Here is a 17,809-nt window from a genome sequence, read left to right as displayed (position 1 = left end):
GAGAGACGCCCCAAACGGGAGGACTGCGACATGTATGCCCAGATGATCAAGACCGCCGGAACCGGCGTCAAATCCCCCGAGGAAATGACCGAGGAGGAGCGCCGGTTCCAGGCCCGCGTCGATGCGAACGAGAAGATCGAGCCCAAGGACTGGATGCCCGAGGACTATCGCAAGACGCTGATCCGTCAAATCGGGCAACATGCGCATTCCGAGATCGTCGGCCAGTTGCCGGAAGGCAACTGGATCACCCGCGCCCCTACGCTGGAGCGCAAGGCGATCCTGCTGGCCAAGGTCCAGGATGAGGCCGGCCACGGCCTCTACCTCTATTGCGCCGCCGAAACGCTGGGGGTCAGCCGCGACGAGCTGACCGAACAGCTTTTGTCGGGCAAGATGAAATACAGCTCCATCTTCAACTATCCGACGCTGACCTGGGCCGACATGGGCGCCGTGGGCTGGCTGGTCGATGGCGCCGCCATCATGAACCAGGTGCCGTTGCAGCGGACATCCTTTGGCCCCTACTCCCGCGCGATGATCCGCATCTGCAAGGAGGAAAGCTTTCACCAGCGGCAGGGCTACGACATCATGATGAAGATGGCGCAGGGCACCCCGGCGCAGAAGAAGATGGCGCAGGATGCGCTCAATCGCTTCTGGTATCCCTCGCTGATGATGTTCGGGCCCTCCGACAAGGACTCGGTCCATTCCACCCAGTCGATGGCCTGGAAGATCAAGATGAACACCAACGACGAGCTGCGCCAGAAGTTCGTCGACCAGACCGTGCCGCAGGCGGAATATCTGGGCCTGACCGTTCCCGACGAACACCTGACCTGGAACGAGGAGCGCGGGCATTACGATTTCTCGGAACCCGACTGGTCCGAATTCTATGACGTGCTGAAGGGCAATGGCCCCTGCAACACCGACCGGCTGACCGCCCGGCGCGAGGCCTGGGCCGAAGGCCAATGGGTGCGCGACGCCATGCTGGCCCATGCCCGCAAGAAAGCGGCCGCGAAGGTCGCGGCGGAATAATCCGGTGACGGGCCATCCGGCCCAACCCTGAGCCATCACCCGGCGCCTGCGCGCGTCCGGGGCTAGGAGGAGTTTGACCCATGAAAAACGAATGGCCCCTTTGGGAAGTCTTCATTCGCGGCCAGCACGGCATGAGCCACCGCCATGTCGGCAGCCTGCACGCGCCCGACGCCGAAATGGCGATCAAGAACGCCCGTGACGTCTATACCCGCCGCAATGAGGGCGTGAGCATCTGGGTGGTCGAGGCGCGCCATATCGCGGCCTCCTCGCCCAGCGACAAGGGCCCGCTCTACGAGCCGAGCGAGTCGAAGGTCTATCGCCACCCGACCTTCTTCGACATCCCCGACGAAGTGGGGGCGATGTGATGACGCGGGACGAGGCCTTTTTCGAATTTCTCTGCCGGATGGGGGACAATACCCTGATCCTCGGCCATCGGGTCAGCGAATGGTGCGGTCACGCGCCGGTCCTGGAGGAGGACATCGCGCTGGCCAATACCGCGCTCGACCTGATCGGCCAGACCCAGCTCTGGCTCGGGCTCGCCGGTGAGATCGAGGGAGAGGCGCGCGACGCCGACAAGCTCGCCTTTCACCGCGACGCCTGGGATTTCCGCAACCTGCTGCTGGTCGAGATGCCGAACGGCGATTTCGGCCGCACCCTGATGCGGCAGTTCCTGTTCGACGCCTGGCACACGATCCTGCTGGGCCGGCTGATGAAATCCTCGGACACCCGCGTCGCAGAGATCGCCGAGAAGGCCAGCAAGGAGGCCGCCTATCACCTGGAACGCTCTGCCGACACCGTGGTGTCGCTGGGCGACGGGACCGAGGAGAGCCATGCCCGCATGCAGGCGGCGCTGGATTACCTTTGGCCTTACGTGGGCGAGATGTTCGTGGTCGACGCGGTGGATCAGGCGATGGCGGAAGAGGGCATCGCCCCCGATCCGGCCAGCCTGCGCGCGGAATACGACGCGCTGGTGGGTCGCGTGCTGGAGGAGGCGACGCTCACCATTCCCGACAGCCGTTTCGCCCATAAGGGCGGCCGCGACGGGCGGATGCACAGCGAACATCTGGGCCATCTGCTGACCCAGATGCAGTGGTTGCAGCGCGCCTATCCCAACGCCCGCTGGTAACGCCGGTTCATTCGGAACACTCTGCGCCCCGCACCAAGGCGGGGGCGGAAACGGCAGGTGGGGCAAAGGCCCCGCCGCAGGAGGAGACCCCCATGCGCCAAACGCAGGACCGCCCCAGCGTTCAGCAGATCTGGGACTGGCTGGGCCAGGTGCCCGACCCCGAGATCCCGGTGATCTCGCTGACCGATCTGGGCATCATCCGCGACGTGGACTGGCAGGGTGACACGCTGGTCGTCACCGTCACGCCCACCTATTCCGGTTGCCCGGCGACCACGATCATCAACCTCGACATCGAAACCGCCCTGCGCGGCCACGGGATCGAGAAGATCGAGCTGAAACGCCAGCTCTCCCCCGCCTGGACCACCGATTGGCTGACCGAGGCGGGCCGTGCCAAGCTGGAGGCATACGGCATCGCCCCGCCCCAGCCCGCCGGCGGCCCTGACCGCTGCCCGCATTGCGGATCGACCCATGTGGAGAAGGTCAGCCAGTTCGGCTCGACCCCCTGCAAGGCGACCTGGCGCTGCCGGGACTGCCTGGAACCCTTCGACTATTTCAAGTGCATCTGAGGAGAAGCAGATGGCGCGTTTCCACGACCTGACCGTCACCGATATTCACAAGACCATCCGCGATGCGGTGGTCGTCACGCTGAAACCGCAGGCCGGCGACGAGGCCGCCTTTGACTTCATCCAGGGCCAATATCTGACCTTCCGCCACGATTTCGACGGCGAGGAATTGCGGCGCAGCTATTCCATCTGCGCCGGCAAGGACGAAGGCGTTCTGCAGGTCGGCATCAAGCGGGTCGACGGCGGCGCCTTTTCGACCTGGGCCAATGAGGATCTGAAGGTCGGCGACATGCTGCAAGCGATGTCGCCGATGGGCAGCTTCCACACCCCCTTGGACGCAGGCGCCGGGCGGCAGTACCTGGGCTTCGCCGGCGGCTCCGGCATCACGCCGGTGCTGTCGATCCTGAAAACCGTGCTGGCGCGCGAACCGAAATCCGCCTTCACGCTGGTCTATGCCAACAAGGGCGTGAACACGATCATGTTCCGCGAGGAGCTGGAGGATCTGAAGAACCTCTACATGGGGCGGCTGAACGTCATTCATGTCCTCGAGAGCGACGCGCAGGAGATCGACCTCTTCACCGGGCGGGTGACGCAGGAGAAATGCGGCGAGCTGTTCAAGCACTGGATCGATATCGAGAATGTGGATACCGCCTTTATCTGCGGGCCGGAGCCGATGATGCTGGGCATCGCCGCGGCGCTGCGCGACCACGGGCTGAGCGACGCGCAGATCAAGTTCGAGCTGTTCGCCTCGGCCCAGCCGGGCCGGCTGGCGCGCAAGGCCGTCAGCAAGGACGCCGCCAACAGCGCCAATCAGACCACGGCGGCGATCACGCTGGACGGCGCCACCCAGACGGTGACCATGAGCAAGGACACCTCGATCCTCGACGCCGCGCTGCAGAACGCGATGGACGCCCCCTATGCCTGCAAGGCCGGGGTCTGCTCCACCTGCCGCTGCCGGGTGCTGGAGGGCGAGGTGGAGATGATCGCCAACCACGCGCTGGAAGATTACGAGGTTGAGAAGGGCTATGTCCTGTCCTGCCAATCCTACCCGCTGACCGACCGCGTCGTGGTCGATTACGACCAGTAACCCCACCCTGAGGGAGGAAAGACCATGACCGAAGACATGCGGATCGAGGATTACCTGGCCCAAGGCGGGGTGCTGAGCAATCCCACCAATGTGCCGCCGCGCTATCGCGCCGAGCTGATGAAGCTGATGGCAAGCTTTGTCGACAGCGAGTTGGCGGGGGCCGCCGGCTTCGCCGACATCATCAACCAGGGCCCCGGCATCAAGGAACGGATCGCGGCGGCCAAGATCGTGCTGGAAAAGACCGATCATGCCGACAAGGTGCTGCGGATCATGGGCGATTTCGGCGCCGATACCGACCGTTACGCCACCCATCACCCCTGGACCGCAAGGTTGGCGCGCGAGGCCGACATCGGCGCGACGCGCGGCGAACACGACATGCGGCTGGCGGTCTTCAACTATCCGCTGATGGGCTGGACCGATGCGGTCACCATGAACCTGCTGATGGGCCGCGCCGCCTGTGTGCAGATGACGGATTTCGCGCTGGTCTCCTATCAGCCGCTGGCCGAGGCCTTCCGCGCCATCGCTCCGATCGAGGCGCGCCATGCCGAGCTGGCCGAGGAAGGGATCGCCAAGCTGATCGCCAATGGCGAGACCCCGGCGATCGAGGCGAGCCTGGCCTATTGGTGGCCCCGCGTCGCGGCCAGCTTCGGCGCCACCGCCTCGGCCAAGGCCGACAGCCTCAAGGCGATGGGGCTGCGCCATATCCCCAATGCCGAGCTGAAAACGCGCTGGGAGGCCGAGACCCGCACCGTGCTGGCCCGGCTGGGGCTGAACGCACCGGCCTGAATGACGGGCAACCGACACGATGACGCCCGGCCCCAATGCGATAGCGGAGGCCGGGCGAGCGATCCCCCTTGCCCCCGCCCCGCTGGCTTCTAAGGTTCCCCCGAACCAGACCACAGGCGAGGGCCATTCCCATGATCATCAGCACCCCCCATAGCTATTCCGACGGCGACACCCAGTTCATCGGCCGGCTCGTCTATGACGAGGACGGCAGCGGCCAGCGGCCCGGCATTCTGGTCATCCCCGCCTTCGGGGGTCTTGGAAATTTCGAAATCGAACGCGCCGAAGAGCTTGCCGCGCTTGGCTATATCGTGCTGGCGGTGGACTATTACGGCGAGGGCGCCCAGGCCAGCGGACCGGAGCAGGCAAGCGAGTGGATGCGAGCGCTGAACGCCGACCGGCCGCTGATCGCCCAGCGCATCACCGCCGCCTTTGACGAGATCAGGAGCCTGCCGATGGTCGATCCGGCCCGGATCGGCTGCATGGGCTATTGCTTCGGCGGCAAGATCAGCCTCGATCTGGCCCGCACCGGTGCCGATCTTTGCGCCGCCGTATCGCTGCACGGGTTGTTCGACGCGCCGCCGATGCCGCGCCAAAAGATGAAGGCCGCAGTGCTGGCCTGCCACGGCTGGGACGATCCGCTGGCCACGCCCGAGGCGGTGGTGACCTTCGCCGCCGAGATGACCGAGATTTGCCCCGACTGGCAATTGCTGGCCTTCGGCCACACCGGCCACGCCTTCACCAATCCGGCCGCCAATGCCCCCGGCATGGCCTTCAGCGAGGCCGCAAACCGCCGGTCGTGGGAAAACCTGACCCGCTTCTTCGCCGACAAGCTGGGCAAGTGATCTGGCGGGCATGAAAAAGGCGGCTCCGGGATCCGGGGCCGCCTGATGAATGATCGGAAGAACCGGATCAGCCGAGGATTTCGGCGGTCAGTTGCTCAAGGCTCTTGCTGGCGATGTCCAGCATCTCCTTCACCTCAGCCTCGGTGATGATCATCGGCGGGCAGAAGGCCAGCGCGTCGCCCATGGCGCGGGAGATCAGGCCGTTTTCCAGCATATAGCCCGCCATCTTGGCGCCAAGCTGGCCGGCGGGGATCTCCATGCCCTCGGGCGCGACCAGTTCCAAAGCGGCGATCAGGCCAACGCCGCGGGATTCGCCCACCAGCGGGCTGCCGGTCAGATCGTCCAGCCCCTTGCGCATGATCGCCCCCATGGCGGCGGCATTGCCGACCAGGTCACGTTCTTCGATGATCTTGAGGTTTTCCAGCGCGATGGCGGCCCCAACCGGGTGCGCGGCGCCGGTATAGCCATGCCCCAGCACGCCGATCTTGTCGCTTTCGTCCGCGATCGGCTGATAGACGCGATCGTTCATCATGAAGGCCGAGAACGGGAAATAGGACGAGGTGATCTGCTTGGACATGGTCATGATGTCCGGCTTGATCCCAAAGGTTTCAGAGCCGAACATCTTGCCGGTCCGGCCGAAACCGCAGATCACCTCGTCGGCGATCAGCAGGATGTCGTATTTCGCCAGAACCTCCTGGATCTTCTCCCAATAGGTCGCCGGCGGCACCACGACGCCACCCGCGCCCATCACCGGCTCGCCGATGAAGGCGGCGACGGTATCGGGACCTTCGGCCAGGATCATCGCCTCCAGATCGGCGGCACAGCGGCTGGCGAACTGTTCCTCGGTCTCGCCCTCCTGACCCTCTTTCCAGTAGTGCGGGCAGGTGGTGTGCAGGATGCCCGGGAACGGCAGGTCAAAGGACCGGTGGTTGTTCACCAGACCGGTCAGCGAGGCCGACAGCGCGGTCACGCCGTGATAGCCGCGGTTGCGCGAGATGATCTTTTTCTTCTTGGGCAGACCCAGCGCGTTCGACCGATACCAGATCAGCTTGACGATAGTGTCATTGGCTTCCGAGCCCGAGTTGGTGAAGAACACCTTGCTCATCGGCACCGGCGCCATGCTGACCAGCTTTTCGGCCAGGTCGATGACCGGCCCGTGCGAGCGGGCGCTGAAGTTGTGATAATAGGGCAGCTTGCTCATCTGCGCGGCGGCCACATCGACCAGACGCTTTTCGTTGAAACCGACGCCAACGCTCCACAGACCGGCCATGCCCTCGATATAGGTCTTGCCGTTGTTGTCGGTGACGCGAATGCCTTCACCGCTCTCCAGAACCAGGGGGCCGTCCTTTTCCAGCGCACGCGCATTGGTATAGCTGTGCATGTGATAGGCGGCGTCGCGCGCTTCGGGCGAATTCGGTCTGAGGGTCATGGGGGGAGCCTTTCTTCAAGCTTTGTGCGGGCCTCACGGGTCCGGTCGGAATCGACCGTTTCGGTCTGGAATAGACGATACGCACTCTGCGTCAAAAAAAGCGAGAGGGAACCAGCCATTCGCCCGGTTCCCGCCCTGAACTTTATATCAAATTGCCCGATGCGCAGCCACCCGGCGCCACCCCAAGGAGCGTTTGCCGGATCAGAGCCCGGGCACCCCCCGCAATGTCAGGTTACAGACCAGGTCGGCGTAATCGTCCCTTTCATGTGCTTCAGCCCCGGAATTCCACATGAAATACCAGTTCAGCATGCCATAGACCGACATCGTGGCCCCCCGCAGTTTCCCCGGGTGGGCAGCGAAAACCTCCGGTGCAAGGTCATGCAGACATTGCCCCATGAATTTGACCATATCCCGCTGATAGGCGCGCATCTGGTCCTGCTGATCCTCTGGCAGCGCCGACAGGGCGCTGATCTGGACCTGATGTTCGTGATCGGCCCCCTGATAGGCGCGCAGGATCTCTCTCAGCACCCGCCGCAGCCTGTCGGCGGGGCTCAGCCCCTCGGTATCGACGGCGAGAATGCGATCCCTGAGACTGGAGAGATAGCTGTCCAGAATGTCGTAAAGGATCGCATCCTTGCTGTCATAGTAGTGATAGATATTGGCCTTGGAGATGCCGCATTCCTTCGCCAGCTTGGTCATCGACGCGCGGTCGAAGCCCTCCTCGGCAAAGACCTTGGCGGCCGCCGTCAGGATCTGGGCGCGTTTGTGATCGTGGTCTTTGGCGATGGTCCGGGCCAAGGGTCACTCCTTCGGGCGATTATCGACGACCCGTACCGCTTTCCCCTGGGATCGTTCAACCTCGCCCGGGTCAAGCACGTCGATTTCGGTGGAAATCCCGACCACGTCCTTGATCCGTTTGTAGAGCATGCGGGCGGCGGCGGTTTTCGACATCTCGTCGGTGCTGTCCGCCGAGGCCTCGACAAAGACCCGCATCGCATCCATCCGGCCGGAGCGGTAGAGTTCGATCTGGAAGTGGTTGGACAGCCCGCCGGTGGCGATCACCTGCTCCTCGATCTGGGTGGGAAAGACGTTGACGCCGCGCAGGATCATCATGTCATCCGACCGGCCGGTGATCTTGGCCATGCGCCGCATCGACCGCGCGGTGCCCGGCAGCAGCCGGGTCAGGTCGCGGGTGCGATAGCGAATCATCGGCAGGCCTTCCTTGGTCAGCGTGGTGAAGACCAGCTCGCCCATCTCGCCGTCCGCCACCGGCTCGCCGGTCTCGGGGTTGATGATCTCGGGATAGAAGTGATCCTCCCAGATCACCGGGCCATCCTTGGTCTCGACGCATTCATTGGCAACACCCGGCCCCATGATCTCGGACAGGCCATAGATATCGACCGCATGCATGTCGAAGGCCTCCTCGACCTCCTTGCGCATGGCGTCGGTCCAGGGTTCGGCGCCGAAGACACCGACCGAGAGCGAGCTTTCGCGCGGATCGAGCCCGACCTTGTGGAACTGCTCGAGGATATTGAGCATGTAGGAGGGTGTCACCATGATGCCGTCGGGCCGGAAGTCATTGATCAGGCTCACCTGCTTTTCGGTCTGCCCGCCGCTCATCGGCACCACGGTGGCCCCGAGCCGTTCGATGCCGTAATGCGCCCCGAGCCCGCCGGTGAACAGCCCATAGCCATAGGCGTTATGCACCACATTGCCGCGCCGGAGTCCCGAGGCGCGCAGGCTGCGCGCCACCAGATCGGCCCAATTGTCGATATCGCGCTGGGTATAGCCCACCACCGTCGGCTTGCCCGTGGTGCCGGACGAAGCGTGCAACCGCACGATCTGCTCCCGCGGCACCGCGAAGAGGCCGAAGGGATAGTTGTCGCGCAGGTCGTTCTTGTAGGTGAAAGGGAACTTGGCCAGATCGGAGAGCTGCTTCAGATCGTCCGGGTGCACCCCGGCGGCATCGAAGCGGGCGCGATACATCGGCACATTGTCATAAGCATGGCGCAGCGACCATTTCAGCCGCTCGAGCTGCAACGCCTCGATTTCATCGCGCGAGGCGATTTCGATCGGGTCCAGATCGGCTTTGTTGGGGGTTAGATCCTTCATGGCATCCTCCTCGCCTGAAATCTTGTCTTGCTGTCCCGCCGGCTCCTCTGCCGGCGGGGCGGTCAGCTCTCGGCGTCCTCGTCGAAAAGCTGACCCTTGATCGCGCGCGAGATGCCGCGGAATTCGGCGATCACCTGCCCGGTCTGGGTGGCGACCCTCACGTCATAGATGCCGCTGCGACCGGTCTGGCTGATCTCGGTCGCGGTGGCGGTCAACCGATCGCCCAGCCGTCCGGGGGCGAGAAAGCTGATCAGGTTGTGCTGCGCCACGGTCGACTGGTTGCGACTGTTGCAGGCATAGGCAAAGGCGGTGTCGGCCAGCATGAAGGTGACACCGCCATGGCAGATGCTGTGACCGTTGCAATGGTGTGCCTCGACCGTCAGCGACAGGCTGGCGCGGCCCTCTCCAACCTGGTCGATCTCCATCCCGGCCCAGCGGGCGGCATGGTCGTTCTCCCACATCGCGGCGGCAGAGCGTTTGGCGCGATCCTCGGGCGTCATGGTCATTCCCCCCGGAAGACGGGCGCGCGTTTTTCCAGAAACGCGGCGACCCCCTCGGCGTAATCGGCGCTTTCGCCGCAGGTCTTCATCGCGTCGGCCTCAAGCTCAAGATGCTGGCTCAGCGTGTCGACCGCGGCGGCCTGGATGCACTGCTTGGTCAGGCCCAGCCCCAGCGTCGGACCATTGGCGAAGCGCTCGGCCAGCGCGCGGGCCTCTGCCATCAGCTGATCGTCAGGCAGCGCCTTCCAGATCAGCCCCCAATCCTCGGCCTTCTGTGCGCTCAGCGGCTGGGCGGTAAAGGCCAGCCCCTTGGCGCGCGCCTCGCCCAGCAGACGGGGCAGATGCCAGCTTCCGCCGGTATCGGGGATCAGCCCGACCTTGGAAAAGGACTGGATGAACTTGGCGCTTTCTGCGGCCAGCACCATGTCGCAGGCCAATGCCAGATTGGCACCGGCACCGGCGGCGACACCGTTGACCGCACAGATCACCGGGAAATTCAGCGACCGGATCAGATTGACCAGCGGCGCATAGAAGGTCCTCACGGTATGGCCCAGATCGGGCGACCCATCCATCTTGCGCGGATCGCGGTCGCCCAGATCCTGGCCAGCGCAAAATCCGCGCCCTGCCCCGGTCAGCAGCACCGCCCGCTTGCCACCGTCCCGCGCAGATTCCAGCGCGGCGCGCAGGGCATGGTGCATCTCTTCGGTAAAGCTGTTCAGCCGCTCCGGCCGGTTCAGCGTGATCTCGACCCAAGCGCCGTGATCCGTGGTCAGAATCGTGTCTGACATCCTCTCCTCGCCCTTTATTTCTCCCGAAGCGCGAACCACCCGAACCGGATGCGGCGCTTCTCCCCGGACAAATTCCTTGCATAAACCGACCGGACGGTCAATATATTGAATCGAGGGATCGCCGCCTTGTGAAGCGCGGCGCAGAGGGACGACAACGGGAGGTTCGTCATGAGCATTCAACAGATCGCCAGCTTTGCCGCCGGTGAATGGGTGGCGCCTGGCGCCGGCGCGCGGAAGATCGCCAGCGCCATCACCGGCGCGGTGATCGCCGAGGCCGGCAACGACACGCTCGACGTGCGGGCGATGCTGGATTACGCCCGCGGCAAGGGCGGCCCGGCGCTGCGAGCGATGACCTTTCATCAGCGCGCCCGCATGCTGAAGGCGCTGGGACAATATCTGAACAGCCACAAGCAGGCGCTTTACGATATCTCATTCGACACCGGTGCCACCCAATCCGACCACCTGATCGACATCGATGGCGGCATCGGCACGCTTTATGTCTTCGCCTCGAAGGGCCGGCGCGAGATGCCGGACGATACCATCTATCTCGATGGCGGGGTCGAGGTGCTGGGCCGCACGGGCCAGTTCCTGGGGCAGCATGTCTGCACCTCGCTGCAGGGCGTGGCGGTGCATATCAACGCCTTCAACTTCCCGGTCTGGGGCATGCTGGAAAAGCTCGCCCCCACCCTGCTGGCGGGTGTACCGGCGATCGTGAAACCCGCGACCAACAGCTGCTATGTCACCGAACTGGCGGTGCGGCTGATGCTGGAAAGCGGTCTTCTGCCCGAGGGCGCGCTGCAGCTCGTCACCGGGGGCCTGGGCGATATGCTCGACTGCCTGGGCATGCAGGATGTGGTCAGCTTCACCGGCTCAGCCGAAACCGCGCTGATGCTGCGATCGAACAGGAACATCCTTGAAAACTCTGTCCGATTCGTCGCCGAACAGGACAGTCTGAACGCCTCGATCCTCGGCCCCGACGCGGTGCCGGGCACGCCGGAATTCGATCTGTTCATCAAGGAGGTCAGCCACGAGATGACCGCCAAGGCGGGGCAGAAATGCACCGCGATCCGCCGCATCCTGGCGCCCGAGGCGCAGGTCGGCGCGGTGATCGAGGCGCTGCGCGAGCGGCTGTCGAAAGTGGTGATCGGCGATCCCCGGCTGGAGGGCACCCGCATGGGCGCGCTGGTCTCGGCCGGGCAGAAGGCCGACGTGCTGGCCAAGGTCGCCCTGATCGGGGCGGAGGCCGAGCGGGTGTTCGGCGATCCGGAAAACTTCACCGTCGAGGGGGCAGAGGCCGATGCCGGCGCCTTCCTGCCGCCGATGCTGTTCCATTGCGCCGATCCCGACCGGGCCGAGCGCGTGCACGATACCGAGGCCTTTGGCCCGGTGTCGACCATCATGGGCTATCGCGATCTCGACCATGCCATCGACATCGCCAAACGCGGCCAGGGGTCGCTGGTCGCCTCGCTGATCACCCATGACCCGACCGTCGCGCGGCAGGTGGTGCTGGGGGCGGCGGCCTATCACGGGCGCATCTATATCAACGACCGGGTGTCGATGAAGGAATCGACCGGCCACGGCTCTCCCCTGCCCCATATGATCCATGGCGGCCCCGGCCGCGCCGGCGGCGGTGAGGAGATGGGCGGTATTCGCGGCGTCATGCATTACATGCAGCGCACCGCGATCCAGGGCTCTCCCGACATGATCACGGCGATCGGCAACAAATGGGTCCCTGGCGCGACCGAGATCAAGGGGCCGGCGCATCCCTTCACCCGCCATTATGGCGAGCTTGCCATCGGCGAGACACTGCACAGCGCCGCGCGGGTGGTCAGCCTGGAGGACATCGAGCATTTCGCCGAATTCACCGGTGACACCTTCTATGCCCACATGGACGACGAGGCGGCGAAGCGGAACCCGTTCTTCCCGGGTCGGGTGGCGCATGGCTATCTGCTGCTCAGCTTCGCGGCCGGGCTGTTCGTCGAGCCGACCGAAGGGCCGGTGCTGGCCAATACCGGGCTCGATTCCCTGCGGTTCATGAAACCGGTGGTGGCCGGCGACAGCATCAAGGTGCGGCTGACGGTGAAGCAGAAGACGCCGCGCACCGAAGAGTATGGCGAGGTGCGCTGGACCGTGACACTGACCAATCAGAACGACGAACAGGTCGCGGAATACGAGTTGCTGACCATGAACGCCTTCTGAGGCGGGGCCCGCGAAGCGGGCGATTTCAGGATGGTGGCGGCGCGGCGGCGCCGCTACTCTGTCCGGCATGAAAGACACACCCGACAGTTGGTTCGACACCGCCGCCCAAACCCTGACCGATCCGCAGAACCAGCGGGTCTGGTCGATCATCGTCTCGCTGTTCGGCGATCTGGCGCAGGCGCCCGGCGACCGGCTGAGCGGCAGCGCGCTGTCGCGGATCATCATCCCCGCCGGCATCAAGCCCGAGGCGATCCGGGTGGCGCTGCACCGGCTGCGCAAGGACGGCTGGATCGACAGCGCCCGCCAGGGGCGCGCCAGCGAACATTTCCTCACCGATTTCGGCCGCGCCCGCAGCGCCGAGGTCAGCCCGCGCATCTATCCCCCCGCCACGCCCGAGCCGCAGACCTGGCACCTGCTGATCGCCGAAGAGGGCCCGGGGCAAAGCGCGCTGGATGATCTGCTGCTGACGCGGGACTATTTCAGCCTGAGCCGTACGGTGGCGCTGGGATCGGGGCCGCTGCCCGAGGCCTGCGAGGATCTGCTGGTGCTCGACGTCGATGCCCGCGCAGTGCCCGACTGGGTCCGCGCCCGCGCCTGCCCGGCGGAGCTGTCGGAAGCGGCGAACAGCCTGCTCGACGCGTTGACGCAGACCGAAGCGCTGCTCCCCGAGGATCCGGCCGAGATCACGCCGCTGCAGATCGCCACGCTCAGGATGCTGATCGTCCACCGCTGGCGCCGGGTGGTGCTGCGCCAGCCCGATCTGCCGGCCGCCTTCTTCCCACCCGACTGGCCCGGCCCGACCTGCCGCGCCGCAGTGCTGCGCCTGTTCGACCGGCTGCCGCGCCCGGCGTTGGCGGATCTGGAGGCCGAATAGGGCGGCGTCGCGTCGCAGCCACGCGATCTCGCTTCCCAGAGCCGGAATTATCGGTAAGGTTGTGGAGAACAAAGGGAAAGCAACCCCCGATGACAGATATCCACCACAGTGACATCCTGATCGTCGGCGCCGGATTTTCCGGCCTGATCATGGCGCTGGAGGCACGCCGGCGCGGGCTGAGCAATATCGTCATCCTCGAGAAGGCCGGAGATATCGGCGGCACCTGGCGCGACAATACCTATCCCGGGGTGGCCTGCGACATCCCCTCGCATCTCTACTCCATCGCCTCGCACCCCAATCCGGACTGGAGCCGCAGCTATGCCCCGGGCGCGGAGATCTGGGCCTATATGCGCAATGTCGCGCACAGGGAGGGGCTTTATCACTATTGCCGCTTCGGGCAGGAGCTGGCGGCGGCGCATTGGAATGGCGCCGGCTGGCAGGTCGAGACCGCGCGGGGCGACCGCTTTGCCGCTCCGGTGCTCGTGCTTGCGACCGGCGCCCTGCACCAGCCACTGCTGCCCCCGATCGAGGGGCTGAACAGCTTTCCCGGCCCAGCCTTCCACTCTGCCCGCTGGGATCACGACGCCGACATCGACGGCAAGCGGGTGGCGGTGGTGGGCAGCGGCGCCTCGGCGGTGCAGATCGTGCCCGAGCTGGCCAGGCGCGCCGCCCATCTGACCGTATTCCAACGCACCCCACCCTATGTGCTGCCGCGCGTCGATCGCTCCATCGGCGCGGGCATGCGGGCGCTGCACCGAAGGTTGCCGATCACCCGATCACTGCGGCGCTGGTGGCTCTATCGCACCTATGAGGCGCGGCACATGCTGTTCCGGGGCCGGCCCGTCGCGGTACGACAGGCCATGAAGCTGTGGCGCCGGACGATGGAAAAGGCGATCGCCGACCCTGCGCTCAGAACCGCCCTGACACCGCCCTATCGCATCGGCTGCAAACGCATCCTCAGCTCCAGCGACTGGTATCCGACCCTGGCGCGCGACAATGTCACCACCATCGCCTCGGGGCTCGACCGGATCGAAGGCAACCGGCTGATCGCCGCCAACGGCCAGATGGCCGAGGCCGATGTGCTGATCTGGGCCACCGGCTTTCGCGTCACCGACGCGCTGCGGGGGACGAAGGTCACCGGCGTCGGCGGGCGCAGCCTGGCCCGCCGCTGGCTTCGGCGGATCGAGGCGCACCTGGGCCTGGCGGTCTCGGGCTTTCCCAACCTGTTCTTCCTGCTCGGCCCCCACAGCGGGCTCGGGCATAATTCGGTGCTGCTGATGATCGAGGCACAGGCGAACCATATCGGCCGCCTGCTGGACGAGATGCGCCACAACGCGCTTTTGGCGGTTGACCCCGACCCCGAGGCGCAGCAGGCCTTCGAGGCAGAGATGGACACCCGCCTTAAGGCCACCGTCTGGCAGGCGGGCGGCTGCGAGTCCTGGTATCAGGACGGCCGCGGCCGCAATACCACGCTCTGGCCCGGGACCGCCGGGGAATACCGCAGACGTCTGGCCCGGGCGGGGCTGGAACACTATCGCGCCGAAAGGAACGTCTGATCCCATGTCCATTCTTCTTAGCATCCTGCTGATTCCGCTGGTGATGATCGCGCTGCTGCTGATCGGCGCCGCGCTTTGGACCGCGGCGCTCAGCCGCAAGGCCGAAATTCTGGTGCCGCGGGCAGGACAGATGCAGAAGGTCCGCGGCGGCGCGATCCATTACCTCGATCTCGGCCCGCGCGATGCGCCCGCAGTGGTGCTGATCCACGGGCTGTCGGGGCAATTGCAGCACTTCACCTATGGCATCGCCCCGCTGCTGGAGACGGATTATCGCGTGATCGTGCTGGACCGGCCCGGCTGCGGTTATTCCGAGCGTGACAGCGACAGCCTTGCCGCCCTGCCCGAACAGGCGCGGATGATCCACCAATGTCTCGATGCGCTGGGGGTGCGAAACCCCGTGCTGGTCGGTCATTCTCTGGGCGGCGCAGTGGCGCTGGCGATGGCGATGGCGCGACCGCAGCAGACCCGCGCGCTGGCGCTGATCAGTCCGCTGACCCATACCCAGCCCGACGAGATGGACGCCTTTCGCGGCCTCGATGTGGCCTCGCCGCTGCTGCGGCGCCTGATCGGTCACACCATCGCCGCGCCGATGGCCCAGCGCACCGCCATGACCGTGCTGACCGAGGTGTTCCGCCCCGAGACCTGGCCCGATGACTTTCTGGCCCGTGGCGGTGGCGCATTGGGGCTGCGACCGAAGGGCTTCATCTCGGCCTCGGCCGATTACATGGAGGCGATGGGCGGCATCCGCTCTCAGCAGGACCGCTATGCCGACGCGCTGAAGACCCCCGGCGGCGTGCTCTTCGGTGCCAAGGACAATCTGTTGCCGCCCGATGGCCAGGGTCAGAAGATGCGGGCCTTCGGCCTGCATTTCGAATCCGTTCCCGAACGTGGCCACATGCTGCCGATCACCGCGCCGGGGCTTTGCGCCGACTTCATCCGGCGCGTGGCAGAGGCCCACGGCGAAGCCGCCTGAGAGCCGCGCGACGAGAAAGGGGAAAACATTGCCCACGGGGCGAAATTCCCGCTTGACCCGCTCTGCCGTCTCCCCTAAATCGCCTGCACCCATGGCGGAGTAGCTCAGTTGGTTAGAGCAGCGGAATCATAATCCGCGTGTCGGGGGTTCGAGTCCCTCCTCCGCTACCATTCCCCTCAAAGCACATGAAATTTCGCCGCAGGGCGACCGGGATGTTTCCCGACCGATGGCATCATTCGGCCTCGGACGGGATGTCGCGACGGGCTGCGCTCCAGGCCTTGTCGCAGGCTGAAGCGACACGGCCTTGCCTCCGCCTGATCCGCGACAGTGACTTATTTCGCCAGCCGTCGCATCGACTGGCGGCAGCGCCCCCTCGGGCAACACTAGGAGGGCGACAGGGCGCGAGGCCTTCCCGTCACGCCCGCCCTTGCCAATAGGGGGCGCGCAGATCGCGTTTCAGCACCTTGCCGATCTCGCTGCGCGGCAGCGCCTCCATCAGCACCACATCGGACAGCCGCTGGGTCTTGCCCAGTCGCGCATTGGCCCAGTCGCGCAGCTCCGCCGCCGTCACCGTCGCGCCTTCGGCCAAGACCACGACCCCCAGGGGCGTTTCCCCCCAGGCCTCGCTCGGCACCGCGATGACCGCGGCATCGGCCACCTCCGGGTGCTGGCGCAACGCCGCCTCAAGATCGGCGGCATAGATATTGAAGCCGCCAGAGATGATCATGTCCTTCTTGCGATCCATCAGGTGGATGAAGCCATCCTCGTCGATCCGGCCCATGTCACCGGAGCGGATGAAATGACGGCCCTCGGCATCCTGCCAGAAAAGCTCTGCCGTCTTGTCCGGCAGGTTGTGATAGGCCGGCATCATCGACGGACCGCGCCCGACCAGCTCCCCAAAGGCGCCCTGGGGCAGCTCCTGCCCGGCCTCGTCGATCACCCGCATGTCCACCCCCTCGCCGGGGCGGCCGACGGTATCCCACTTGTCAGGGAAGGCCGCGCAGTTCAGCGCGGAGGAAATCCCGCCCTCGGTCATGCCATAGACCTCGATCAGATTGCCGGGCCAGCGCGCCATGATCTGGGCGATCAGCCTGCCCGGCAGCGGTGCCGAGGTGGAGAATTTGCACTCATAGCTGGACAGGTCGTAATCGCCGAATGTCGGCTCCGCCATCAGGCGCATGTATTGCACCGGCACCAGGATCGCATGGGTGACCCTGTGGTCCTGCGACAGGCGCAGGAATTCCACCGTGTTGAACTTGGGCATCACCACCAGCGTCGCCCCGAGCATCAGCGTCGGCAGCATCCCGAACAGCGTTGTGTTGGAATAGATCGGCGTCGAGATGATCAGCCGCGAGGTTTCGTTCAACCCGAAGCGGGTGACCCGCGACAATTGCCGCGACCGGAACCGGTGGTCGTGCAAGATCCCCTTGGGCAACCCGGTGGTGCCGGAGGAGTAGATGATGTTGAAAAGATCCTCCGGCGCGATCCCGGCCGCTGGGATCGGATCGGTCGCCGCCGCCCAGTCGAGAAGCGTCGCGAGGTCCAGCACCTGCGGCGCCCCCAGCCCCTCGGCCACCGCCCGCTGCGCGGGCGAGGCGAAGAGCAGCGCCGCGCGGCTGTCAGCGACCATCCGGACAAGCGCCTCGGGTGTGGCAGAGAACGGCAGGGGCACGATGCAGGCCCCGACCGCCAGCGTGGCGCAATAGATCACCACGTTTTCCAGCGAATTCTCGGCCAGGGTCGCGACGAAGCTGCCCCGGCCGATGCCTTCTTTGGCGAGCCTGCCCGCGACCCGGGCCACCAGGGCGCCGAATTCGGCCCAGGTGACCTGACGGTCGGGCAGGATCACCGCCGGCTTATCGGCGAAGCGTACCGCGTTCTCGGCCAGCGCTGCACCGAAATTGATGAACTGTTCGTTCTCGACCGCGGGGGGAGTGAAACGGATCATGTC

Annotated in this window: 17 protein-coding genes and 1 tRNA gene; 12 read left to right on the top strand and 6 right to left on the bottom strand. The window is 65.5% G+C overall.

Translation table 11 applies throughout. The features are described 5' to 3' along the window. Positions 1-30 precede the first annotated feature (30 nt). From paaA to ACN0V4_RS09225, 7 genes are all read left to right on the top strand, one after another. Positions 31-1,023, top strand: coding sequence for a 1,2-phenylacetyl-CoA epoxidase subunit PaaA (gene paaA, locus ACN0V4_RS09255; protein ID WP_417675289.1), 993 nt, complete (start codon positions 31-33; stop codon positions 1,021-1,023). A gap of 80 nt (positions 1,024-1,103) precedes the next feature. Continuing rightward, a complete protein-coding gene (gene paaB / locus ACN0V4_RS09250) occupies positions 1,104-1,388 on the top strand; it encodes a 1,2-phenylacetyl-CoA epoxidase subunit PaaB (RefSeq protein ID WP_093027842.1) in 285 nt (94 codons plus the stop codon). After that, positions 1,388-2,149 carry a 1,2-phenylacetyl-CoA epoxidase subunit PaaC gene (gene paaC / locus ACN0V4_RS09245; RefSeq protein ID WP_417675287.1) on the top strand — a complete coding sequence of 254 codons (762 nt, stop codon included), beginning with the start codon at positions 1,388-1,390 and terminating at the stop codon, positions 2,147-2,149. Before paaB ends, paaC begins: the two co-directional genes overlap by 1 nt. Before the next feature lie 92 nt (positions 2,150-2,241). Further along, positions 2,242-2,715 carry a 1,2-phenylacetyl-CoA epoxidase subunit PaaD gene (paaD, locus tag ACN0V4_RS09240; RefSeq protein WP_417675285.1) on the top strand — a complete coding sequence of 158 codons (474 nt, stop codon included), beginning with the start codon at positions 2,242-2,244 and terminating at the stop codon, positions 2,713-2,715. 10 nt (positions 2,716-2,725) lie between these two features. Then, positions 2,726-3,799 (top strand): 1,2-phenylacetyl-CoA epoxidase subunit PaaE, encoded by a 1,074-nt coding sequence (gene paaE, locus ACN0V4_RS09235; RefSeq protein ID WP_417675283.1) that lies wholly within the window; start codon positions 2,726-2,728, stop codon positions 3,797-3,799. Between the two features lie 24 nt (positions 3,800-3,823). After that, the gene (locus tag ACN0V4_RS09230) at positions 3,824-4,585 is read left to right on the top strand and encodes a Phenylacetic acid catabolic protein (RefSeq protein WP_417675281.1); all 762 of its coding nucleotides are present in this window, start codon (positions 3,824-3,826) and stop codon (positions 4,583-4,585) included. A gap of 131 nt (positions 4,586-4,716) precedes the next feature. Further along, on the top strand, positions 4,717-5,427 hold the full coding sequence (locus ACN0V4_RS09225; protein WP_417675279.1) for a dienelactone hydrolase family protein: 711 nt from the start codon (positions 4,717-4,719) through the stop codon (positions 5,425-5,427). Between the two features lie 67 nt (positions 5,428-5,494). On the opposite strand, the gene ACN0V4_RS09220 is transcribed toward ACN0V4_RS09225, so the two are convergent. The 5 genes from ACN0V4_RS09220 to paaG form a co-directional block, all read right to left on the bottom strand. Then, a complete protein-coding gene (locus ACN0V4_RS09220; protein WP_417675277.1) occupies positions 5,495-6,856 on the bottom strand; it encodes an aspartate aminotransferase family protein in 1,362 nt (453 codons plus the stop codon). A 201-nt stretch (positions 6,857-7,057) separates the two neighbouring features. Beyond that, positions 7,058-7,654 (bottom strand): TetR/AcrR family transcriptional regulator, encoded by a 597-nt coding sequence (locus tag ACN0V4_RS09215; RefSeq protein WP_417675275.1) that lies wholly within the window; start codon positions 7,652-7,654, stop codon positions 7,058-7,060. Positions 7,655-7,657: 3 nt separating this feature from the next. Continuing rightward, entirely contained in the window at positions 7,658-8,968 is a 1,311-nt protein-coding gene (gene paaK / locus ACN0V4_RS09210; RefSeq protein WP_417675273.1) for a phenylacetate--CoA ligase PaaK, read from the bottom strand. A 62-nt stretch (positions 8,969-9,030) separates the two neighbouring features. Next, a complete protein-coding gene (gene paaI / locus ACN0V4_RS09205) occupies positions 9,031-9,468 on the bottom strand; it encodes a hydroxyphenylacetyl-CoA thioesterase PaaI (RefSeq protein WP_417675690.1) in 438 nt (145 codons plus the stop codon). 2 nt (positions 9,469-9,470) lie between these two features. Then, on the bottom strand, positions 9,471-10,256 hold the full coding sequence (gene paaG, locus ACN0V4_RS09200) for a 2-(1,2-epoxy-1,2-dihydrophenyl)acetyl-CoA isomerase PaaG (protein WP_417675271.1): 786 nt from the start codon (positions 10,254-10,256) through the stop codon (positions 9,471-9,473). A 168-nt stretch (positions 10,257-10,424) separates the two neighbouring features. Here paaG and paaZ point away from each other — a divergent pair, with 168 nt between their 5' ends. The 5 genes from paaZ (at position 10,425) to ACN0V4_RS09175 (ending at position 16,028) form a co-directional block, all read left to right on the top strand. Continuing rightward, entirely contained in the window at positions 10,425-12,455 is a 2,031-nt protein-coding gene (gene paaZ, locus ACN0V4_RS09195) for a phenylacetic acid degradation bifunctional protein PaaZ (RefSeq protein ID WP_417675269.1), read from the top strand. 67 nt (positions 12,456-12,522) lie between these two features. Further along, positions 12,523-13,329, top strand: coding sequence for a PaaX family transcriptional regulator C-terminal domain-containing protein (locus tag ACN0V4_RS09190; RefSeq protein ID WP_417675267.1), 807 nt, complete (start codon positions 12,523-12,525; stop codon positions 13,327-13,329). Between the two features lie 89 nt (positions 13,330-13,418). Continuing rightward, complete coding sequence (locus ACN0V4_RS09185; protein ID WP_417675265.1) at positions 13,419-14,885, top strand: flavin-containing monooxygenase; 1,467 nt, start codon at positions 13,419-13,421, stop codon at positions 14,883-14,885. 4 nt (positions 14,886-14,889) lie between these two features. Continuing rightward, complete coding sequence (locus ACN0V4_RS09180) at positions 14,890-15,858, top strand: alpha/beta fold hydrolase (RefSeq protein ID WP_417675263.1); 969 nt, start codon at positions 14,890-14,892, stop codon at positions 15,856-15,858. Between the two features lie 93 nt (positions 15,859-15,951). Then, positions 15,952-16,028: transfer RNA gene (locus ACN0V4_RS09175), tRNA-Met, on the top strand. A gap of 245 nt (positions 16,029-16,273) precedes the next feature. On the opposite strand, the gene ACN0V4_RS09170 is transcribed toward ACN0V4_RS09175, so the two are convergent. Further along, positions 16,274-17,806, bottom strand: a complete 1,533-nt coding sequence (locus tag ACN0V4_RS09170) for a class I adenylate-forming enzyme family protein (RefSeq protein ID WP_417675261.1) — start codon at positions 17,804-17,806, stop codon at positions 16,274-16,276. Between the last annotated feature and the right edge of the window lie 3 nt (positions 17,807-17,809).

The sequence above is a fragment of the Pseudodonghicola sp. genome, assembly GCF_048268305.1.
Taxonomy (GTDB): domain Bacteria; phylum Pseudomonadota; class Alphaproteobacteria; order Rhodobacterales; family Rhodobacteraceae; genus Pseudodonghicola.
This window is presented reverse-complemented; position numbering and strand designations above follow the sequence as displayed.